This window comes from Moraxella sp. CTOTU46934 (assembly GCF_031979465.1).
GTDB lineage: Bacteria > Pseudomonadota > Gammaproteobacteria > Pseudomonadales > Moraxellaceae > Faucicola > Faucicola tetraodonis.
In genome coordinates this window covers 65,070-85,853 of record NZ_DALZEG010000009.1, presented here as the reverse complement: position 1 = coordinate 85,853, position 20,784 = coordinate 65,070, and the positions used below count along the sequence as shown (strand labels likewise).

20 protein-coding genes and 1 pseudogene are annotated in these 20,784 nt (G+C 44.2%); 7 read left to right on the top strand and 14 right to left on the bottom strand.

The genetic code is table 11. From position 1 onward, the window contains the following. Positions 1 to 254: 254 nt before the first annotated feature. The 3 genes from argC to proB all read right to left on the bottom strand — a co-directional run bounded on the left by argC (position 255) and on the right by proB (position 3,752). Entirely contained in the window at positions 255 to 1,322 is a 1,068-nt protein-coding gene (argC, locus tag RTN07_RS08330) for an N-acetyl-gamma-glutamyl-phosphate reductase (RefSeq protein WP_312177345.1), read from the bottom strand. 21 nt (positions 1,323 to 1,343) lie between these two features. Continuing rightward, on the bottom strand, positions 1,344 to 2,453 hold the full coding sequence (hemE, locus tag RTN07_RS08325; protein ID WP_312177342.1) for a uroporphyrinogen decarboxylase: 1,110 nt from the start codon (positions 2,451 to 2,453) through the stop codon (positions 1,344 to 1,346). 150 nt (positions 2,454 to 2,603) lie between these two features. Continuing rightward, a complete protein-coding gene (proB, locus tag RTN07_RS08320) occupies positions 2,604 to 3,752 on the bottom strand; it encodes a glutamate 5-kinase (protein ID WP_312177340.1) in 1,149 nt (382 codons plus the stop codon). 313 nt (positions 3,753 to 4,065) lie between these two features. Here proB and RTN07_RS08315 point away from each other — a divergent pair, with 313 nt between their 5' ends. Next, positions 4,066 to 4,947 (top strand): DegV family protein, encoded by an 882-nt coding sequence (locus RTN07_RS08315; protein WP_144917849.1) that lies wholly within the window; start codon positions 4,066 to 4,068, stop codon positions 4,945 to 4,947. 74 nt (positions 4,948 to 5,021) lie between these two features. Here RTN07_RS08315 and obgE read toward each other — a convergent pair whose 3' ends face one another. The 4 genes and pseudogenes from obgE to RTN07_RS08295 all read right to left on the bottom strand — a co-directional run bounded on the left by obgE (position 5,022) and on the right by RTN07_RS08295 (position 9,547). Further along, complete coding sequence (gene obgE / locus RTN07_RS08310; protein WP_076774077.1) at positions 5,022 to 6,242, bottom strand: GTPase ObgE; 1,221 nt, start codon at positions 6,240 to 6,242, stop codon at positions 5,022 to 5,024. A gap of 152 nt (positions 6,243 to 6,394) precedes the next feature. Next, complete coding sequence (locus RTN07_RS08305) at positions 6,395 to 7,762, bottom strand: glyceraldehyde-3-phosphate dehydrogenase (RefSeq protein ID WP_312177339.1); 1,368 nt, start codon at positions 7,760 to 7,762, stop codon at positions 6,395 to 6,397. Between the two features lie 125 nt (positions 7,763 to 7,887). After that, positions 7,888 to 8,237: pseudogene (locus RTN07_RS08300) on the bottom strand (lipocalin family protein). Positions 8,238 to 8,527: 290 nt separating this feature from the next. Next, on the bottom strand, positions 8,528 to 9,547 hold the full coding sequence (locus RTN07_RS08295) for an NUDIX domain-containing protein (RefSeq protein ID WP_312177336.1): 1,020 nt from the start codon (positions 9,545 to 9,547) through the stop codon (positions 8,528 to 8,530). Between the two features lie 152 nt (positions 9,548 to 9,699). On the opposite strand from RTN07_RS08295, the gene hemP reads away from it, so the two are divergent. After that, positions 9,700 to 9,864 (top strand): hemin uptake protein HemP, encoded by a 165-nt coding sequence (gene hemP, locus RTN07_RS08290; protein WP_007114963.1) that lies wholly within the window; start codon positions 9,700 to 9,702, stop codon positions 9,862 to 9,864. A 134-nt stretch (positions 9,865 to 9,998) separates the two neighbouring features. On the opposite strand, the gene RTN07_RS08285 is transcribed toward hemP, so the two are convergent. From RTN07_RS08285 to orn, 3 genes are all read right to left on the bottom strand, one after another. Then, complete coding sequence (locus RTN07_RS08285) at positions 9,999 to 10,763, bottom strand: 3-hydroxyacyl-CoA dehydrogenase (RefSeq protein ID WP_312177333.1); 765 nt, start codon at positions 10,761 to 10,763, stop codon at positions 9,999 to 10,001. A gap of 10 nt (positions 10,764 to 10,773) precedes the next feature. Then, entirely contained in the window at positions 10,774 to 10,938 is a 165-nt protein-coding gene (locus tag RTN07_RS08280) for a hypothetical protein (RefSeq protein WP_157819377.1), read from the bottom strand. 302 nt (positions 10,939 to 11,240) lie between these two features. Further along, on the bottom strand, positions 11,241 to 11,792 hold the full coding sequence (gene orn, locus RTN07_RS08275) for an oligoribonuclease (RefSeq protein ID WP_076774072.1): 552 nt from the start codon (positions 11,790 to 11,792) through the stop codon (positions 11,241 to 11,243). Between the two features lie 201 nt (positions 11,793 to 11,993). On the opposite strand from orn, the gene rsgA reads away from it, so the two are divergent. The 5 genes from rsgA (at position 11,994) to RTN07_RS08250 (ending at position 15,705) form a co-directional block, all read left to right on the top strand. Further along, entirely contained in the window at positions 11,994 to 13,064 is a 1,071-nt protein-coding gene (rsgA, locus tag RTN07_RS08270) for a ribosome small subunit-dependent GTPase A (protein WP_312177329.1), read from the top strand. Between the two features lie 143 nt (positions 13,065 to 13,207). Continuing rightward, positions 13,208 to 13,636, top strand: coding sequence for a rhodanese-like domain-containing protein (locus RTN07_RS08265; RefSeq protein ID WP_312177327.1), 429 nt, complete (start codon positions 13,208 to 13,210; stop codon positions 13,634 to 13,636). Positions 13,637 to 13,770: 134 nt separating this feature from the next. After that, entirely contained in the window at positions 13,771 to 14,031 is a 261-nt protein-coding gene (gene grxC / locus RTN07_RS08260; RefSeq protein WP_100270201.1) for a glutaredoxin 3, read from the top strand. A gap of 129 nt (positions 14,032 to 14,160) precedes the next feature. Beyond that, positions 14,161 to 14,592 (top strand): protein-export chaperone SecB, encoded by a 432-nt coding sequence (gene secB / locus RTN07_RS08255; RefSeq protein ID WP_159374966.1) that lies wholly within the window; start codon positions 14,161 to 14,163, stop codon positions 14,590 to 14,592. Positions 14,593 to 14,904: 312 nt separating this feature from the next. Next, positions 14,905 to 15,705, top strand: a complete 801-nt coding sequence (locus RTN07_RS08250) for a pteridine reductase (protein ID WP_312177320.1) — start codon at positions 14,905 to 14,907, stop codon at positions 15,703 to 15,705. A 76-nt stretch (positions 15,706 to 15,781) separates the two neighbouring features. On the opposite strand, the gene RTN07_RS08245 is transcribed toward RTN07_RS08250, so the two are convergent. From RTN07_RS08245 to prfA, 4 genes are all read right to left on the bottom strand, one after another. After that, positions 15,782 to 17,134: a S1C family serine protease gene (locus tag RTN07_RS08245; RefSeq protein ID WP_312177317.1), complete on the bottom strand. Its 1,353-nt coding sequence runs from the start codon at positions 17,132 to 17,134 to the stop codon at positions 15,782 to 15,784. A 256-nt stretch (positions 17,135 to 17,390) separates the two neighbouring features. Next, on the bottom strand, positions 17,391 to 18,938 hold the full coding sequence (gene lysS / locus RTN07_RS08240; protein ID WP_312177315.1) for a lysine--tRNA ligase: 1,548 nt from the start codon (positions 18,936 to 18,938) through the stop codon (positions 17,391 to 17,393). A 29-nt stretch (positions 18,939 to 18,967) separates the two neighbouring features. Continuing rightward, positions 18,968 to 19,651 (bottom strand): phospholipase D family protein, encoded by a 684-nt coding sequence (locus RTN07_RS08235; RefSeq protein WP_203172077.1) that lies wholly within the window; start codon positions 19,649 to 19,651, stop codon positions 18,968 to 18,970. A 1-nt stretch (position 19,652) separates the two neighbouring features. Then, the gene (gene prfA / locus RTN07_RS08230; protein ID WP_128679832.1) at positions 19,653 to 20,747 is read right to left on the bottom strand and encodes a peptide chain release factor 1; all 1,095 of its coding nucleotides are present in this window, start codon (positions 20,745 to 20,747) and stop codon (positions 19,653 to 19,655) included. Positions 20,748 to 20,784: the final 37 nt, after the last annotated feature.

Genomic DNA, 20,784 nt, shown 5'->3' with positions numbered 1-20,784 from the left:
ATAATCACAGTACTGATGATAGCTCAAAAAGGGTTGATGAATATGACATCCATTAAAGCGAATCCCATTATAAACAAAAATTATGATGAATTCAGCTAAATTTATCGACTGAAAAAATAATAAAGTTAGCCCATTTCATCATAGCGTCATATTTTTTTGGCTAAAAAAAATAAAGCAATGCTTGTTATGGCATTAAAATTTCTAAACAGGCTGACCATAAATAGCTTAAGAAAACCCCTTATTAAAGAAATACCTTAAGGCACTACGGCGACCAATTCCAACCCTGTTTGCTCTGCAAGCCCAAACATCACGTTCATATTTTGCACGGCTTGTCCTGCCGCACCTTTGACCAAATTATCTTGTACCACCAAAATCGTCGCCATCAGGCTATTTTCTAGTGTTTGCACCGCAATTCTTAAATAATTGCTACCGCGTACACTACGGGTATCTGGGTACATCCCTTTTGGCATGACGTCTACAAAATATTCATTTTGATAGCTGGTTTCATACAAAGATTGTAAATCTAACGCTTGACCCGCCGCCGTCAAGCGAACATGAATCGTGGTAAACATACCGCGAATCATGGGTACTAAATGGGGTACAAAGCGGATATCATGCGGCTGAAAGCGTTTGCTTTGACCCAATATTTGGTCAATCCCTTGGGTAATCTCTGGAGCGTGACGATGACCTGCCACGCCATAGGCACTAAAACTATCCGAGGTCTCGCTAAACAATAAATTCATTTTGGCTTGGCGACCCGCACCTGAGACCCCTGATTTGGCATCAATAATAATCCAAGGCTCAATCAATGCCTGCTGCTTGCTGTTTTGGGCATCGATTAGCGGTTTTAATCCCAAAATCGCCGTGGTGGGGTAACAACCTGGGTTGCCAATGACCTTGGCTTTGGCAATGGCATCACGATTGACTTCGGGTAACCCATACACAGCGTCTTTTAAAATATCGGGGCAAGTATGTTCAAGTTTATACCAAGCTTCAAAATCTTGTAGCGACTGCAAACGAAAATCTGCCGCCAAATCAATGACTTTAGTGCCATTTTCGGTTAAAAATCTGGCATGCTTCATGGCGACGCCATGGGGAGTAGCAAAGAATACCACATCACATGCGGCTAATTTTTTTTCATCCAAATCCGAAAACGTTAAATCGGTCACGCCCCGCAAACTTGGAAACATATCATCGACGCGTCTGCCCGCTTCTGAGCGCGATGTCAGCATCGTCACTTGTGCCTGTGGATGACGACTCAATAGTCGAATTAGCTCTACGCCAGTGTAGCCTGTGCCACCGACAATACCTACTTTGATCATGGTCGTCTCCTAATATTGTTATTAAAGTTTGTATTCATGCACCGCATCAATAAAAGCTTTGGCATGGTCAGGATTAACCCATTGGTTAATCCCATGACCTAGGTTTGCTATATAGCCTGTTCTGTCACCGAGGCTGTAGGCGTCTTGTAACATCAAATGCGTCTGCTGGCGAATATGCTCAGGCGATGCAAATAATGTCGCTGGGTCAAGATTACCTTGCAGCGCGATGCCTGTATGCTGCTTGTTGCGCAATTTGGTCAATGCTTTTTGCTGTTCAAAGACGATGCTGCGCGCTCTATCTAGTGGCATCGTCCAATCAAGTCCTAGCGCATCCGCGCCACTGTGGCATTGGGTATCTAACCACAAGCCGCCACCTTTGGTAAATAATACCACAGGTACCTCTGGGTATGTTGCTTTGATCGCCGCGACAATTTTAGTGTTGTAATGGTGCGAGAATTCAACAAACTGGCGATGCGCCAATGCTCCGCCCCAACTATCAAAAATTTGTACTAACTGCGCCCCCGCTGCTATCTGCGCTAGCAAATAATCAATCACGGCATCGGTGATTTTAGCGAGCAGCGCATGCAAGGTGTCAGGCTCGCCATACAACATGGCTTTGGCATAGCGGTACTCTTTAGAACTACCGCCTTCAATCATATAGGTCGCCAACGTCCACGGACTACCCGAGAAGCCAAATAATGGCGCACGACCTGCCAGCGCATGACGAATACTGGTCACCGCTTTCATCACATAGTCGAGTGCATCTGCCATCGCGACGGTTGGCAAAGCTTCAACCTCTGCCATGCTTCTGACAGTTTTGTGAAATTTTGGACCTTCCCCTGCCTCAAAATATAGACCCAAACCGAGCGCATCAGGAATGGTTAAAATATCACTAAACAAAATCGCCGCATCCAACTCAAAACGGCGAAATGGCTGAATGGTGACTTCCGTCGCCAGATCGGTATTTTTGCATAGGGATAGAAAATCACCGGCTTGGGCACGGGTTTTTTTATACTCAGGCAAATATCGACCGGCTTGTCGCATCATCCACACTGGGGTCACATCCACTGACTCAAAACGCATGGCTCTTAAAATACGGTCATTTTTTAACATCGGAAAATTATGGGTCATGTCGTTGCCTTTAAAAATAATCTTGGGTAAAAATAATCTTGGCTAAAAATACTATTGGGTAAACATACTATTGGGTAAAAATACTATTGGGTAAAAATACTATTGAATCAGTCTAAAATTAGTTAAATTTCAATCAAAAATTGTCGAAAATTATACGATAATCGCCATATTATCACGATGTACCATCACGTGGCGTTCCTCATTTTTACCCAAAATCGCTTCGATGTCGCTATTGCGTTTGCGAGCGATGCGCTTAGCTTCACTTGATGAGAAATCCACCTGACCTACCGCGATACGCACTCCTGTTTTATCAACGCACTCCACTACATCGCCCTCATCAAAATCACCTTGCACTTCAATCACGCCGACAGGCAATAAGCTTTTGTTATTTTTAATGATGGCATCCACTGCGCCATCGTCAATCACCAAGCGACCTGCCATACGCAGATGCGCGGCTAACCATTGTTTTTTGGCAATGCGTTTATCATCGTCATTGGTGGTGAGCATCGTACCTAAGGATTCCCCTTTGACCACGCGATTAATCACGTTATCGATGCTGCCGCTGACAATCACGGTGGGACAACCACCCATTGCCGCAAGCCTTGCCGCACGAATTTTGGTAATCATCCCGCCACGACCCAATTTGCCGCCATCTCCCGCCACGTCAAACAAATAATCTGCCATTGCCCGCTCAGTCTTAATCAGCTTTGCATCCGGGTTGGTGCGAGGATTATCGGTGAATACGCCTTGCTGGTCGGTCAATATAATGTATAAATCAGCTTTGACCATGGCTGCCACCATCGCACCTAGACTGTCATTATCACCAAATTTGATTTCATCGACACTGACGGTGTCATTTTCATTAATGACCGGTAGCACGCGCCATTCAAGTAGCTGATTTAACGTACTAGCGGTATTGAGATAACGATTTCGATTGGCAAGATCGTCATGTGTCAGTAGCAACTGCGCACTTTGTACACCATACTGAATCAACGCCGACCACCAAGTTTCAATCAAGCCCATCTGCCCAATGGCGGCGCAGGCTTGCAAGGCTTGCAATTTTTTGGGGCGTTCTTCCAAATTCATTCGCACCACCCCTTCTGCCACTGCTCCTGAGGACACTAGCAATACTTGGTAGCCTTCATTATGCAGCTTGGCAATTTGCTTCGCCCATTCATAAATTGCGGTGCGATCCAAGCCTTTACCATTATTGGTCAGTAGCGATGAACCAATTTTTACCACAATGGTGTTGGACTTAAGGGCTTTTTTAGTTGAGCTAGGTGAGGCGGTGGCAGTCATAAGTTGGCAGTCATAATCAGTCAAGTGCAATTTTTTAATCAAATTAAATGCCATAATGGCTTGGCTGAGCATTGTAACAATTTTTACTGGCTTTATAAATGCTAATCGATGCCGGTAGCCGTTAAATATCACACGTTTTTGCCATACGCATTTTTATCCCAATTAAGTAGCAACCATTGGAAAAACAAATTGACATTGTCAACTAAAAAATATCGACTTGAGGTTTTCTCAATTTAGATGAGGATAACTTGCTATCAACTTTGCTTTTATATAAATTTGCTCATCTTCATGGGCTACTGGGTTTATCAAATTTATGAAAAGAGCTGTTGTCACCACTTCCTCATCTTGTCTTGAAGCCCTCGGATTGTCGCAAGGCATGGACATTCTGCGCTTACACGTAAACATCAATAACGTTGATTTTATCGATGGTAAAAATATCACCAGTGAGCGTCTGGCAACCATCATGAAAACCAACCTCAAATCGGTAGCAAGGACATTTCCGCCATCCATCCATGAGATGCATCTGTTGTTTAATGATTTGATTGCTCGCGGGGTCACTGAGGTATTTGTTTGCGGTATCTCGTCCAAATTTAGCCAAACCTTACCCATGCTAGAAGAACTCAAAGTACATTATGCCAATCGTCTGCACATCTTTGTGTATGACACCAAAACACTCAATATTGCTGAAGGGGCGCTGGCGTACGAGGCAAAAGTGTTGATTGAGCAAGGTGAGTCGTTTGAAAACGTGGCAAAAAAGCTTGACGATTTGCGACGTCGCAGTGAATTTTTATTTACCCTCAGTGACTTAGACTATATTATTCGCAACAAAAAATTGTCCGCCCCTGCCGTATTTGTCGCCAACTTATTTGATATCAAACCGATTATGCAAATTAATCAAATTGGTGAGATTGTCGCGGTGGAAAAAGTGCGCAAGCTTGAAAAAACCCTGACTACCATGGGAAAAACCGTCGAAAAACTTGCCGCAAATCAACCCGCGTTTATCTATTTGACAGATACGGGGCATCATGAAAGCACCGAGTATCTTAAATATTTATTGGCGACCCATTTTGGTTGGGATGATTTACCTGTCATTCGCGTGTCGACTATTTCACTTGCCAATCATGGCTTGATGGGAACAGGCATTGGGGTGTTTTATGGTGAATTACCCCACATTGTCAAAGCATTAAAAAAATGACCTATTCTTATCTACATTCAGCTAATAAAAAAGGTTAGCCCGCGCTAACCTTTTTAAAGCTATTTCAATTACTGCTAAGGTGCGTAGACCACTTCCACGCCATCATCGTCATCGTAGTCGTCGTCATCAAAATCATCTTCATCCAATACGCGACCTTCACGCTCAGCTTTACGTTTGGCACGATACGCTTCTTTTTGCTCTTCCGTATTGGCGCGCACTTCCGCTTCCAGTCGTTCAAAACGCAAACGCTGACTTTCGGCAAAGTCAGGATCGGTTTCTTCCATCTCGCGCTCTTGCTCGATTTCGTTCATCAAATGCCAAACCACGGCATCAACCCCTTCGCCTGTGAGCGTGGAGGTACGAAAAACCATCCCTGTCCAACCAAGCTCTGCCACGATATGAGTGCAAAGTTGGTTTAATTCTTCTGCGGGCACTTGGTCGATTTTATTTAAAATCAAAATCTGTGGCAGTTTTGATAGCTCTGGCGAGAATTTTTCTAACTCATTAAAAATCACTTGGGCGTTTGCCACAGGGTCGCTACCATCAATGGGCTGTACATCGACAAGATGCAATAATCGACGGGTACGAGCGACGTGTTTTAAAAAGCGAATACCCAGTCCAGCCCCTTCAGAGGCGCCTTCAATGAGCCCTGGGATATCTGCCATGACAAATGAGCGGTGTTTACCCACATCCACGACACCTAGATTCGGTACCAAAGTGGTAAACGGATAATTGGCCACTTTGGGTTTGGCAGCAGAGACTTGACGAATAAAGGTGGATTTACCCGCGTTTGGCAGACCAATAAGACCAACGTCAGCCACCACTTTTAGCTCAAACTTCAAGACTTTTAATTCACCTGGAAAACCTGGGGTGGCACGTCGTGGTGCTTGATTGGTGGAGGTTTTAAAATGGGTATTGCCTTGCCCGCCGTCACCGCCTTTGGCAATCCTCGCCGTTTGCCCTTTTTTGGTCAAGTCCGCTAAAACCTCACCTGTTTCAGTATCAACCACGGTGGTGCCGATGGGCACAGACAGATAGATATCATCCGCACCACGACCTGAACAGTTTTTGGCGCCGCCATTTTCGCCGCGTTTGGCATCATAGCGACGTGTAAACCGGTAATCGACGAGGGTGTTGGTGTTGTCGTCACACACCACGTACACATCCCCACCTTTGCCGCCATCACCGCCATCAGGACCGCCTTTGGGGACGTATTTTTCTCGGCGAAAACTGACGATACCATTGCCGCCGTCGCCTGCTTTGACTGTTACGATTGCTTCATCGATAAAACGCATTGAAGACTTTCCTTAAATTCTTGAATAACCAAGTATTATAGCATGAATTTTAACAAGAAAAATTTGAACTCAATCGATGTTTGAAATTTTATCCAATAAAAAACCGCCCAAACTTGAGCGGTCTTGTAATCGTCCTTAACGCTAAGGAACACTTAGGCGTTTTTTGCCATGGTTTCAGCGACACGCAATACTTGGGTGCTATAGCCCATTTCGTTGTCATACCATAGGTACATCACCGCACGGTTCTCTTGAGCAAGCGTAGATTTGGCGTCCCAAATCGCCACTTTTTCACAGCCCACAAAGTCGGTAGAAACCGCTTCATCCGAATCTGAATAAGCAATTTGCGCTTGCCATTGTTCGCTCTGACTGGCTTCTTTGATAAAGGCATTGAGTTCATCGCTTGAATTGACCGGGTTTTTGAAATTCAAATTCAAAATCGCAAGGCTCACGTTTGGCGTTGGTACACGTACTGAGCTGCCTGACAATTTGCCTTTTAGTTCTGGAATCGCTTTACTGACCGCTTTGGCAGCGCCTGTGCTTGTCATTACCATATTTAAGGTTGCAGCACGCCCACGACGCTCGGCTTTATGGTGGTTATCAACCAAGTTTTGGTCATTGGTGAACGCATGGATGGTTTCCATGTGACCGTTTTCAATGCCGTATTTATCGTTTAAGAGTTTGAGCGTAGGGGTAATCGCATTGGTGGTACAGCTTGCCGCTGACACGATGGTATCACTGCCGATGGTGTCGTCATTGACATTATAGACGATGTTTTTGATATCGCCTGACGCTGGGGCAGTCAATAGCACTTTTTTGGCACCTTTTGACTGTAAATGCTTGCCAAGACCTGCTTCATCTTTCCATTTACCGGTGTTGTCGATGATTAAGGCATTGTCAATACCATAAGACGTGTAGTCGATTTCGCTTGGGTCAGCAGCATAAATGACTTTGATAAAACGACCGTTAGCGATGATACCACTGTTTGCTTTATCCACCACCACTGAGCCATCAAACCAGCCATGTACCGAGTCACGCTCAAGCAAGCTTGCACGTTTTTCCAAGTCTTTTAATAAAGCGTCTGCTTCACCGGCTGGACGGACGACGATGGCTTTTAATTGTAAGCCTTTGTCTGAGGCAGGACGGCTCATCAGCAACCGAGCCAAAATACGACCGATACGACCAAAACCGTACAACACGACATCTGTCGCAGGCACTTCGTCACCGCTGGTAAAGCTATCGGCTTGTTTACCTGATTTGAGCGCTTGACCCAAGTCCACCGAGGTATGGCTTAGATTTTGGTCGTTTAACGCGGTGGCAAAGGCGAGTGTATCAGCGATGTTAAGGGCGTTTTTGTCATGATGGGCAATGATATCAACAAGGTTTAGCGCAATGCGGTTGCCAAAAAACAGCACATCGACGCCTTTATTGGCTAGGGTATTTAGCTCAACTAACAACTGAACCGCTTGGGCTTCTTGATTTTTGCGATTAGCGAGGTGGTCTTGGTAAAGATTGGCAGACATAGTATGACCTTTTTTTGTGAAGGAAAAATAAAATCTGTGGAAAATGCAGCAAAAATAAACGCCTAAATTGTAACGGAATTTAGGCGTTTTAGCAATTTTAAAGCAGGGTGTTTCAACTACCTAGCTTATCGGCTGTTTTGTACGGTTTTTTGCAATTTACTAACATCATAGCCTTGAGATTTTGCGGTAGCAACCATTGTTTGATAAGTGTCTTCATCCATCGTGGGCGTGCGTGACAAAATCCACTGGCACAGTTACGCTGAAAAAACATCGGTAAACGGGCGATTTCGTACCATTTGCCCGCATAACGGTTTAAATCGACGCTTTGCACCGCCTGAGCTTTACCAACGCCTATGGGCTTGGCAGTGGTTTTGGTTGCGGTAGTTTTGGTGGGGGTGGTGGAGCAAGCACTCATCGCAAGCAATGTACCTGCAATACCTGCCACTGCTAGCGTTTTTTTACTCATTATTTTCATTGTCTATATCCCCTTATTTTGCTCAGTCTTACTGCGCATTAAAGTACTCATTTTAGCCCAAAATAAACGCTCAAACGGTGATTATTGGGGCCTTTTTTGTCAGCCAGTTGTTACAATAAATGCGCTATTGTCAAATAGCAACGCCCAAACGGTTATGGGCGTTTTTTATTAGGTTAAAGATTGTACACAGTGTAAACAACAAACCGACTAAGTTAAAAAAGCAAATCGTTCTACCGCCCACAAAATATGTAACAAAATTGTAACAAAAAAATCAACCTGTTGGCTAGTTTTTATACCTTGTCGACCAATAACCGAATACCCGCGATTCCCATCGCCCCATGCTCATAGGCGGTGGCTAAATCTGCCTGCTCCAACCCGCCCAGCGCAAATACCGGTACATCACAGATTTTTGCCAATTCACTCAAGGTTTGCCAGCCCATGCCCCCACTTTGAAAGGTTTCTGGGTGTGTCGGTGTGGCTTTCACCGGGGATAAAAAGCAGCCCATCACAGTATGCGATGTTGCCAAGGTATTTAATCTGCTTAGGCTATGTTGGTCATGACAACTGGCAAAATAGCGATAATTTTTTGATAAACTTGAGAAATCCAGCGTCATGAGTTGTTGGTGATTTAAATGTACCATGCCGTTTTTTAACCACGCATCTAAACGCTCAGGTAAGCACTTAAATAAGCACGCTAGTGTTGCATATTGAATAATCGGGGTGATATCCGCCCTTATCCTTAGTAAGCCATCAATCATAGCGGTGGCATTTTCATCGCTGGTTTGCGGGCGAAGATAACAATGGGCATCGTCGGGCAGTTTTTGGCTATAAAAATCAACCCACTTATCCACACCAACGAAGCTATCTAAGGGCTGCGTGATATAAATCGCATTGGGCAATTTTAACCAATCTAAAATTCGGGCATTGGCATCGGGCAGCGGGTACTGATTGGCAACTAAGTCTGACTGGCGCACCCATGTGACAGCTTGACCTTCCTTGCCTTTACCTTCTTGTAAACCATCAAACTGGGCTTGGCTCACTTGAATTTTAAAAACGTGCAATACCACGATTTTATCAGCATAATCATGGCGTATCACCCCCATTTTGACTGCGGTATCTTGCGCGATATCCAAGCCAATCTCTTCATGGACTTCACGGATTAACCCTTGTATTGGGGTTTCATTTGGCTCAATTTTCCCCCCAACAAATTCATAGCGATTGCCTTGGTGTTGACTGACATGGCGAAATCCCAGTAGATATTGATTGTTAAAATGTATCACCGCGACTGCCACATTAACGACTTTTGACATATTTTTCTCAAACTGTTGATTATTACCCATTATAAAGCATTAAATTTGATGAAAAAGTGAAAAAAGTCACTTGACGACCCATTAAATATAAATGATAATCATTATCAATTAAAAACACTATTCGCCCATCTTACAGAGAAAAGGAGTATCCCATGCTACACTTATTAAATCGTGCCAATCTCATCCAACAAAGTTCCTTGCCTACGCTATATTCCAATCATTTATTTGCGCTGACCAAAGAGATTCGCATTCAGCATGACGGCGAAGAATACCGTCTTCGATTGACCCGTAATAACCGCCTAATACTCACCAAATAGTGACTTACCAAATAGTCCCGGTGAAATTGTTAATAAAAAAAGCCAATCTTCTTCAGAGTGGCTTTTTTAAATGGCTAAATTGATAGGCTCTGTTGCCAGTCACTGTGCGCAGTTACTGGCAACAATCACCTAAATTAACCCATGCGAATAGCCCCGTCCAAACGAATGACGTCGCCATTAAGATAGCTATTTTCAATGATGTGTACCACCAATTTAGCAAATTCTTCTGGATTGCCCAAACGTTTGGGAAAAGGCACGGCTTGCTCAAGACTGGTACGGGCAGCTTCTGGCAGGCTTGCCATCATCGGTGTGCCGAACACCCCTGGTGCGATGGTCATAATACGTATTTGATGGCGCTGCAGCTCACGCGCGAGTGGTAAAGTTAAGCCCACCACACCTGCTTTAGATGACGAGTAACTGCCTTGCCCCACCTGACCATCGAATGCGGCAATTGAAGCGGTGTTGATAATCACCCCTTTATCTTCATTACTGTCTGCAGTATTTTTTGCCATCGCCGCCGCTGCCAGTCGCACCACATTGAAAGTGCCGATGAGGTTAATCTGGATACCACGGGTAAAGGTGGTTAAATCGGCTGGGTTGCCTTCCTTGTCCAGTAATTTTTGCACCACCACGATACCGGCACAGTTGATTGACCCTGATAATTTACCAAATTTGTTCACACCCGCCTCAATCGCATTTTTGACATCCGCTTCGCTGGTGATGTCACATTTTGCAAAAATCACGTTGTCGCCCAATTTCGCCACTAATTTCTCACCGGCTTCTTGGTTCAGATCGGCGATGATAACATTTGCGCCATGCGCCACCAAATAACGGGTTGTCGCCTCACCTAGACCTGACGCGCCGCCTGTGACCAAAAATGTATTATTTTGTACTTGCATTGTTTTTCCGTTAACCTGTTATTTTTGTTGGTGTTAAAAGCAGTGGGTTTATGTGATTAAATTTTTCACGGTTATGGCTGTCGGTGTACGGGGCAGCATGGTTGATACCCGATCGCCTTTTTTCACCCCCAAAGAAATAAACAGATTGCGGGGTTTGGGTGTCAAGATTGTCCATGACAGGCTCCTAATGTCGTCCATGAGATAGGAATAAGTGCCAGTGTCAACGGTCACCCACTAGCTTAAAATAACGCTGACTTGAAATAAATCTGGCTTGGAATAAATTTGAGTTGATACAACCAGTTTTTTTACGATGGGCTCACAACTATTGCCGATTTACACTCACGCTGATTTATTTGTATCTCGATTTACTTGTCTCAAGTCAAGCTAACAAATTCCTTTTGTCAGCTTATGATGCCTAAACTTTTGGACAATTTCAAGTATTATGATATGAATTGTATCGTTTTAAAAAATTTACTGTTAACCAATAAATTTAAAAAAATGCGCTTTATAGTGGCGCAGTTCACGAATCGAATCACGGATATCGTCAAGTGCCAAATGATTTCCTTTTTTCTCAAAGCTTGACAAAATATCGGGGCGCCAGCGATAAGCCAGCTCTTTGACCGTTGACACATCTAAATTGCGGTAATGAAAAAACCGCTCAAGCGTTGGCATTTGACGTGCCAAAAACCGTCTGTCTTGGCAAATCGAATTGCCACACATGGGTGAGCGTCCTGATTCGACATATTTACTCAAAAATGCAATGGTTTCGGTTTCTGCTTGCGCCATGGTCACGTTACTACGGCGAATACGGTCAATCAGTCCTGATTGCCCATGTTGGCGCGTGTTCCAATCATCCATGCTGTTGAGCACAATGTCAGGCGTATGAATAGCAAACACAGGACCTTCGGCTAGGATATTGAGTTCACTGTCAGTCACTATCGTCGCTATCTCGATGATGGTATCGTTGAGGGTATCTAGACCTGTCATCTCAAGGTCAATCCAAATCAGATGTTTTTTATCAACCGCCATACTGCTGCCTTTTCATACGCTTTAACAAATAATCCGCCATCTTAGCAGATTTTACAGGTAAAATATCGGTTTTGTTGGCGATTGCTCATGCCTGCCCATGTAGCCATGCGTGCTCATGTAGCGAGTCCAAAAGTATTGTAAAATTTTATAAGGTGTTAGTATGGTAAAAAATCCCCTAGTGGCTGAGGTAGTAGATAGCGTATGGCGTTAATCCGTAAACGTAAACTCACTGACCAGCAAACCCGCCGCATCCAAAAACAGCAAAAATCCCAGCAAGTGCTGGACGATGCCCAGCTGATGGATGGCATTGTTGTCGCAAACTTTGGCAAGCAGCTTGAAGTCCAAGCCACTAGCCTACCGCAAACCCTGCCTGAAAAACCGATTGTCGCCGCTGACGAGCCAGAGCCGTTTTGGCAACCCATCACCCTGCACAGTGTTTGGCGTTGTCACACCCGTACTAACTTGCCACTGATTGCCACTGGGGATAAAGTCCGCTTTGTCGCTGACCCAAATACAGGACTTGGACGCATTGAAGCGATTTATGATAGACAAAGCATCATCAACCGCCCCGACCGTTACCACAAGCTCAAACCCATCGCCGCCAATGTTGATATTTTAGCAGTCGTATTTGCCCCACTGCCGCTACCGTCTGCCCAGCTGATTGATCGGTATTTGGTGGCTTGTCATCACTCAGACATCACGCCATTGCTGATTTTAAATAAAGCCGATTTGTTGGCGGATGGTAGTCATAGCGAGGTGACAGAGCTACTGTCAGCCTATCAACAGCTTGGCTATGCCACCTTGGTGACCCAATCGAGTGGTGACTTAACCCACCTAAAAAACACCGTTGCCGGCAAGAATGTGATTTTTGCTGGTCAATCAGGGGTTGGTAAAAGCAGCTTGGTCAACCAGTTATTGCCTGCTGCGGGACAATCAGTCAATGAAATTTCAACCATTTCACAGTTGGGTCAACATACCACCACCACCAGCCGATTTTTAGCGTTTGACCCAATGGCGCTCAGCAAAGGCGCCATTATTGATACACCCGGTATTCGCGAATATGGGCTTTGGCATTTGACCCCTGATGATATTTTGCAAGGCTTTATCGAGCTTGCGCCGCTTGCACCCTACTGCCGTTTTCGCGATTGCAAACACACCGAGTCCACGCCCAATTGTGCGATGTGGCAGGCGGTGACAGAAGGGCAAGTGCTAGCAAGGCGGGTGGATAATTTGGTGCTTCTGCAACAAGAAGCGGCTTCGCAGGATTTTTAAGCTTGCGGTTTTAGACCAAATAGTAGACTAAATATTAGACTAAATAAAAGTTTCTTAAAATTGACAACTACCGTTATAATACAGTCAATTTTTTATGGGCAATCAAACAATAATTTTGACGACATGCCCCTGTGGAGGATATCTTGGAACGTTGGTTTGAGTTTATGGGTCATCACCCATTTTTATTTGGCACCATGTTTGTGCTAATTGTGCTATTTTTTATGCTTGAGAACAAACGCGGCGGCAAAAAAATCAATCCAAATGCAGTGGGTTTGATGGTTAACAACCAAAATGCTCAGCTGATTGACATCCGCCCACGAAAAGATTTTGAAAAAGGCTATATCAAAGGCAGCCGCAATATCCCGTTTACTGAGCTTAAAAACCACGTTGAAACACTTCGCAGTGCTGACCATCCTATTATCATCGTTTGTCAAATGGGTATGACCGCGGGTACCGCAGTGGCAATGATTGGTAAAGACAACGTTTATCGTCTTGATGGTGGTATTACCAATTGGCAAGCCGCAGGTTTACCTTTAGTGGTAGAAAAAACCGTGCCCGGCAAAACCAAATAAGACTGCTTGGCTGTTCACAATTTGAAATTTAAATCGCCAAGCCCCATAACCATCAATAACGCTTTATTATGTCATCGGTATCTGATAATAAGCTTTTAACCCATTTTAAAAAATCCAGAAATAAGGAGATTGTTATGGCTATGGTGAAAATTTATACCACACCGACTTGCCCCTACTGTATGCAAGCTAAAATGTTATTAAAAAATAAAGGGCAAGCGTTTGAAGAAGTTAACATGTATGATGTGACCACAGAGGAACGTCAGGCATTGGCGCAAAAAACCAATAATTACCGCACAGTACCGCAAATTTTTATTGGCGATAATTTTATTGGTGGTTATGACCAACTTGCCAGTCTTGAGCGTCAAGGCAAACTTGATGGTCTATTAGCGGATTAACCCGTTAACTTATTAAAACTTTACTCAATAAAATACACCCTTTATAAATACAGTTGATAGTTTTTAGAGAAAGTTAAAGCTGTCATATTGTTATAATCCACGTAAAAACAGTTAATTGAGGACACTACCATGGCAGACGAACAAAACTTACCACAACTGGCGCTAGAACGTATCTATGTTAAAGATATGTCATTAGAAGTACCGGGTGCAGATGTATTCACCCGTGAATGGCAACCAGAGCTTGATATCAACCTATCAAGTGCCGCTGAAAAATTGGATGACGACCACTACCAAGTGGTATTAACCGTTAATGTAACTGCCAATAATGGTGGTGAAACCGCGTTTATCGCAGAAGTACACCAAGCAGGCATCTTTATGTTGCAAAATATCTCTGAAGAACAATTGGGCGCAATTTTAGGTGCGTATTGTCCAAACGTATTGTTCCCTTATGCCCGTGAAGTGGTCAGTGACATTGTGACCCGTGGTAGCTTCCCACAATTGTTACTTGCGCCTGTCAATTTTGACCAAGCCTATCAACAAACGCTTGAGCAAGGTAACTAATTTTTTTTAAAGTTAACTATTTTAAAGCTAACTAATTTTTAAGTGTCAAAAATTAAGAGCAGGATAAGCCCTGCTCTTTTTTTATGTAGATTTAAGGTAAATCGTTAGGACCTGGTGCGCCATTTGGTGATGCTTTGGCTAAAGGCATGGGTGCTTTGCTGATAATCCTGCAGCGCTTGATAAAGTTGTGTCGCTCGTTCAAGGTGTGTAATAATCATGGGGTTTTCCAATCCCAACCAATTGGGCTCATATGGATTAAAGCATGAATGATTAAAACGACAAACCGATTAATCAAATAGCCATAGGTAGCAAATGATGTTGAATCAAGCAGCGATGAGCGAAGTATCCAATCCGTGCCGCGTGGCGTGTGTCACAGGTGGCGCCAAACGAATTGGTCGGGCGCTTGTGCTGGCACTGCACCAAGCCAATTATAATATCATCATCCATTACCACACCAGTGAATCAGAAGCCATGGAACTTGTTGATTACTGTAATGCCATTCGCCCACAGTCAGCAAAAAGCGTGCAAGGGGATTTAGAGGATTTTGAAACGCTGCCACAATTGACTTGGCAAATAATCAACAGTTTTGGTCGATTGGATTGTTTGGTTCATAATGCCTCACGGTTTTACCCGACGCCCTTTGGTCAAATCTCTCAGCAAGACTGGCAAAATTTATTTTTGACCAATGCGCAAACCCCGTTATTTATCAGCCAATATTTATACCCTTATCTAAAAAAATCGCAAGGCTGCATTATCAGCATTTTGGACATTCACGCCAATGGCAAGCCATTTGGGGGTTATACAGTCTATAACATGGCAAAAGCCGCGCACCAAATGATGGTGCAGTCGCTAGCAATCGAACTAGCGCCCGCTATCCGCGTCAATGGCATTGCACCGGGTATTAACATTCTACCCATGGAAGGCACTGAGCAAGCGCTCACCGCTGAAACGATTGAAAAAATCTGCCATGCCGTACCGTTAAAAAGAATTGGCACACCGCAAGATATCGCGCAAGTGGCGGTATTTTTGGCAGCTGCCCCGTATATCACAGGGCAGATTATTGCAGTGGATGGCGGGCGTGGTTTGACCTTAGCAGGTAATGAAAACAGGTAATAACAGCAGGCAGCCAGAGCAGGTAAAGTACCTGACTAACCGCAACGCAGCAAACTTTTGAAGTTTTGAATAACGTTTAATGATGTTTTTTCAGTAATTCCATTAACTCGGCTGGAATGTCATCCTCATTGCTGGCGCCATTTTGATTAGCACTATCATTGTTTTGGTCAAAGTTTTGTGACGTGGGTAGCTCGGTCAAAGTCTCTTGGGGTTGTCTTTCGCCTAGGGTCACATTGACGCTACTTTGTGCTTTATTACGCATCACTTGTAGATTGACCACACTGTTGGGTGCTTTACGTGCGACCATTTGAATCAGCGTGTTGGCATCATCTACAGGTTTATTATCCATTGCGGTGATGATATCCCCTTTTTGCAAGCCCGCTTTGGCGGCAGGACCATCGCGCATCACGTTCATCACTTCAACGCCCTGGGTGTCATCACTCAGCTTGGTTGGGTCTTTCATCGAACTTTGTAATTCGATCCCAAGCCAGCCGCGGTGCACTTTACCATCTTTAATAATGCCATTCATCACAAGCTTAACAATCTCGGTAGGAATGGCAAATCCAATACCCATCGAGCCACCTGAGCGTGAAAAAATCGCGGTATTGATACCAACCAGCTGACCATAAGCATCGACCAGCGCACCCCCTGAGTTACCGGGATTGATAGCGGCATCGGTTTGGATAAAATCTTCCACCGTGTTGATACCGAGTCCCGTGCGACCTGTTGCCGAGATAATACCTTGGGTGACGGTTTGACCGACCCCAAACGGGTTGCCAATTGCCAATACCACATCGCCCACTTGGGTCGACTGTTCACGAAATCCTAAGGGTTTCAGCCCTGTCAAATCAACCTTAATCACCGCCAAATCACTTTCTACATCGTTGCCGATGACTTTTGCCGTTGCCTTGCGACCATCATTGAGCATCACGATAATGTTATCGGCTTTAGAAATCACATGCGAGTTGGTGACGATATAGCCATCTTGCGAAATAATGACACCCGAGCCTAAATTGGTATTATCGCTTTCACCATTGGGGATACCGTGATATTCAAAATAGCGGCGCATCATCGGGTCATTCATATAGGGATGCTCCTCGATTTTTTGCGTGGTATAGATATTGACGACTGACTGGGCAGCGACAGCGACAGCATTGTGATAAGATGCCACCGCAGCATTTGGATTTTCACCGAGTTTTTTGGTATCGACAGGCTCAGATTTCGGCGGCTGCCAACCGGGCTGACTGGCTACCACTGCTTGATTTTTTTGCCAAGGCAGCTGTGGCTTGGTCATCATCCACAAACCCGCCAACAGCACTAGCAGTAACAAAATCCAGGGTAGTATTAGAGTAAATTTGTTAGGTTTACGATAAGTAGGCGGCAAAACAGGTGGGGTTTCCAAAGGCTTGTCTGAACGGGGGTCTGTCATAGTCAACGTTTCTCAACGATAGGTCAGAAAATAGACGGGTTTGAGCGAAAAATACGGTTTAGTCTAACACTGATTATTTGGTGAGTTGAGCCGATTTTTTATTAGTTTTGTTTCAAAAGATATCTTTGATATTACTGGCTTCAATAAGGGTAAGGGTTGGCTTTGTTGAGGACTGGATTATCATAAAAAAACCGCAGTCATTACTGTGACTGCGGTTTTGAAAGCTATCGCTATATTAACGCTGTATTGGAATTTTTCAGACGTCTTTACGACGCATATGCGGAAACAAAATCACATCACGAATACTTGGTGCATTGGTAAATAACATCACTAAACGGTCAATACCGATGCCCTCGCCTGCAGTCGGTGGCAAGCCATAGGACAATGCTTCGATAAACTCTGCATCATAATGCATCGCTTCATCATCGCCTGCGTCTTTCTCAGCCACTTGTTGTTTAAACCGCTCGGCTTGGTCGATTGGGTCATTGAGCTCGCTAAAGCCGTTGGCAATTTCACGCCCGCCGATAAATAGTTCGAAACGGTCAGTAATCTCGCTATTGTCATCGTTACGGCGTGCTAGCGGTGAGGTTTCGGCAGGATATTCTGTGATGAAGGTTGGTTGACGCAGTTTAGTTTCTGCAGTTTCTTCAAATATGATGGTTTGCAGTTTACCAATCCCAAAGATGTCTTTAACGTCTTGTTTGAGTACGTTTTTGGCATAATCCGCTAGATAATCACGGTCTGCAATTTTGCTCATGTCAAAATTATCCGCGTATTTTTCAATCGCTTTGGTCATTGGCAAGCGTTCAAAAGGCGCTTTAAAACTAATTGCTTCACCTTGATAATCAATCTCGGTGGTACCTAAAATATCGTTTGCCAGTTTTTCAAACATATTTTCAGTCAATTTCATCAAATCTTCATAATCGGCATAGGCTTGATAAAACTCAATCATGGTAAATTCTGGGTTGTGACGCGCCGATACCCCTTCGTTACGAAAATTACGGTTAATCTCAAACACACGCTCAAAACCACCCACGACTAGACGTTTTAAGTACAACTCTGGCGCAATGCGTAAAAAAAGCGGCATATCAAGCGCATTATGATGCGTGACAAATGGACGAGCCACCGCACCGCCTGGAATGACGTGCATCATCGGGGTTTCGACTTCCATGTAACGCTCGTTAAGCATATACTCACGAATACCAGCAATGACTTTACTACGGATAATAAAGGCGTTACGGCTGTCTTCATTGGTCATCAGGTCAAGGTGACGGCTACGATAGCGAGCCTCCGTATCGCTTAACCCATGAAATTTGTCTGGTAGTGGGCGTAGTGATTTGGTCAATAACTGTACTTCAGTGGCATGCACAGATAATTCACCCGTGTTGGTACGAAATACATAACCTGTCACACCAATAATGTCACCGATATCCCATGTTTTAAAGTCATTATAAATCTCTTCGCCCAAGTCGTTTTTGCTGACATAGGCTTGGATACGACCTGTCATGTCGGCAATGGTCACAAAGCTGGCTTTACCCATCACCCGTTTGAGCATGATACGACCGGCGACAGTTACCATGACTTTATCGCTGTTTGCCAATGTTTCTTTGTCTTTATCGGCAAATTGCTGCTGCAAGTCTTGGGCGTATTCTTTGCGTTTGAATTGGTTTGGGTAAGGGTTTTTGCCTGCTTGTTTGATTAAATCTAATTTGCTATGACGTTGTTTGATGAGTTCGTTGACGTCTTGGATGTCTTCCACATGCGCTTCGGTTGCTGCATTTTCAGTTTGGTTTTGCTGTGACATGATGTTTTCCCACAATTTTAGTTACGCTATCAAAAGTTAAAATTTTTATGCCAAATGGTAAAAATACCGAACTTGCCGCGTTTTTCTTCACCACCCTTTTCACTACCAAGTTGAGTCAAACGCAATTCGCCTGCAATTTCTTGTAAATAACCATTTTCAATCATTTTGGCAGAGAGTTCTGGGGTTTTCATACCCAACTGACTGGCTAATTTAGCAATCGTTATTTTGCCATACTCTTTATTTTCTGATGTCGTTGACATTTCATTTACCTTGTCAACTGACATTCTCACTTCTTCACTAATACGAATAATACGCTGTGCTTCTTCATATGCATCGCTATATAGCTGATTATCTGCATCACGAGCGATTAAAATGCCCATTTCATTGTTATTGATTTGGCTAAATTCATATAAATTTAAACTTGTGATAATGCATTCATTCTCGTTCATGTAGCATTTGGCATGCAAATTTTTGCAAAAACTGGTACGCACGAAATCCAAGCCTTTTAGCCAATTAATCTCTTCGGGCTGTAAATCACTTTTACCATATACAATGCGAATATCAATTTTTAGGCGATTTTTGTCTTCGAGTAATTCTTTAACTCTTTCATTGAGCTTTAGATAAGGGCTAATTAAAATTAAACGGTCAGATGACTTTTTGATGAGTTCTTCCAAATGGTAAGTAGTACCACTGGTATTTAAAAACTTTGCCATCTTATTCTTCCCCACTCACCGATGCCATCAAGTCAGCTTGGTGCTCACGCAGTAGGCTATCAAGTAACTCATCTAAGTCACCCTGCATAATGGCATCGAGTTTGTACAAGGTTAAATTAATACGGTGGTCGGTCATACGCCCTTGGGGAAAATTATAAGTGCGAATGCGCTCCGAGCGATCACCACTACCGACCAAATTGCGACGCATATCGCTTGACGCATCGATTTGTTTTTGTACTTTTTCTTGCTGAATTTTGGATACCAGCATTTTCATGGCTTTATCGCGGTTGGCGTGTTGGCTACGCTCTTGCTGACATTCAACCACTGTGCCTGTTGGAATATGGGTGATACGCACCGCAGAGTCGGTTTTATTGATATGCTGACCACCTGCCCCACTGGCACGATAAGTATCGATACGCAAGTCAGCAGGGTTGATGTCTACGGTATCATCAATCTCAACCTCTGGCATCACCGCAACCGTGCAAGCCGAAGTATGTACCCGTCCTTGGCTTTCAGTCTCTGGCACCCGCTGCACCCGGTGTGCACCCGATTCAAATTTCAAGCGGCCATATACGCCCGTGCCTGATACGCGGCTGATGATTTCTTTGTAGCCGCCATGCTCACCTTCGTTCTCGGACAATACTTCCACTGTCCAACCTTGGGTTGCCGCATAACGCTCATACATACGGAACAAATCACCGCTAAAAATCGCCGCCTCATCGCCGCCCGTCCCCGCTCGAATCTCTAAGAAGGCAGGCACTTTATCATTCGGGTCTTTAGGCAGCATCATCACATTGAGCACGTCTTCAAGCGCGTTGATGGTGTCTTTGGCGGCTTGGATTTCTTCTTGCGCCATTTCTTTCATGTCGCCATCGCCCGTTGAATCTGACAGCATTTCTTCAGCGGTTGCCAAATCTTCTTCCGCTTGGCGGTATTTGCCCCAGACATCGACCAATGCGGATAAATCACTGTGCTCAACCGATAATTCACGGAATTTTTTGTTGTCATTCATGGTTTCTGGCTCAGACAGCATGGCGGTGACTTCTTCGAAACGGTCAGACATTTGGTCAAGGCGAAAACGTAAAGATTCTTTCATAATGATGGCTTAAAAATAATGGCTTAAAAGTTTTGGC

Excerpts from the sequence above, each read along its gene's own strand:
- argC (WP_312177345.1), bottom strand. The coding sequence starts at position 1,322 with ATGATCAAAGTAGGTATTGTCGGTGGCACAGGCTACACTGGCGTAGAG.
- hemE (WP_312177342.1), bottom strand. The coding sequence starts at position 2,453 with ATGACCCATAATTTTCCGATGTTAAAAAATGACCGTATTTTAAGAGCC.
- proB (WP_312177340.1), bottom strand. The coding sequence starts at position 3,752 with ATGACTGCCACCGCCTCACCTAGCTCAACTAAAAAAGCCCTTAAGTCC.
- RTN07_RS08315 (WP_144917849.1), top strand. The coding sequence starts at position 4,066 with ATGAAAAGAGCTGTTGTCACCACTTCCTCATCTTGTCTTGAAGCCCTC.
- obgE (WP_076774077.1), bottom strand. The coding sequence starts at position 6,242 with ATGCGTTTTATCGATGAAGCAATCGTAACAGTCAAAGCAGGCGACGGC.
- RTN07_RS08305 (WP_312177339.1), bottom strand. The coding sequence starts at position 7,762 with ATGTCTGCCAATCTTTACCAAGACCACCTCGCTAATCGCAAAAATCAA.
- RTN07_RS08295 (WP_312177336.1), bottom strand. The coding sequence starts at position 9,547 with ATGTCAAAAGTCGTTAATGTGGCAGTCGCGGTGATACATTTTAACAAT.
- hemP (WP_007114963.1), top strand. The coding sequence starts at position 9,700 with ATGCTACACTTATTAAATCGTGCCAATCTCATCCAACAAAGTTCCTTG.
- RTN07_RS08285 (WP_312177333.1), bottom strand. The coding sequence starts at position 10,763 with ATGCAAGTACAAAATAATACATTTTTGGTCACAGGCGGCGCGTCAGGT.
- RTN07_RS08280 (WP_157819377.1), bottom strand. The coding sequence starts at position 10,938 with ATGGACAATCTTGACACCCAAACCCCGCAATCTGTTTATTTCTTTGGG.
- orn (WP_076774072.1), bottom strand. The coding sequence starts at position 11,792 with ATGGCGGTTGATAAAAAACATCTGATTTGGATTGACCTTGAGATGACA.
- rsgA (WP_312177329.1), top strand. The coding sequence starts at position 11,994 with ATGGCGTTAATCCGTAAACGTAAACTCACTGACCAGCAAACCCGCCGC.
- grxC (WP_100270201.1), top strand. The coding sequence starts at position 13,771 with ATGGCTATGGTGAAAATTTATACCACACCGACTTGCCCCTACTGTATG.
- secB (WP_159374966.1), top strand. The coding sequence starts at position 14,161 with ATGGCAGACGAACAAAACTTACCACAACTGGCGCTAGAACGTATCTAT.
- RTN07_RS08250 (WP_312177320.1), top strand. The coding sequence starts at position 14,905 with ATGATGTTGAATCAAGCAGCGATGAGCGAAGTATCCAATCCGTGCCGC.
- RTN07_RS08245 (WP_312177317.1), bottom strand. The coding sequence starts at position 17,134 with ATGACAGACCCCCGTTCAGACAAGCCTTTGGAAACCCCACCTGTTTTG.
- lysS (WP_312177315.1), bottom strand. The coding sequence starts at position 18,938 with ATGTCACAGCAAAACCAAACTGAAAATGCAGCAACCGAAGCGCATGTG.
- RTN07_RS08235 (WP_203172077.1), bottom strand. The coding sequence starts at position 19,651 with ATGGCAAAGTTTTTAAATACCAGTGGTACTACTTACCATTTGGAAGAA.
- prfA (WP_128679832.1), bottom strand. The coding sequence starts at position 20,747 with ATGAAAGAATCTTTACGTTTTCGCCTTGACCAAATGTCTGACCGTTTC.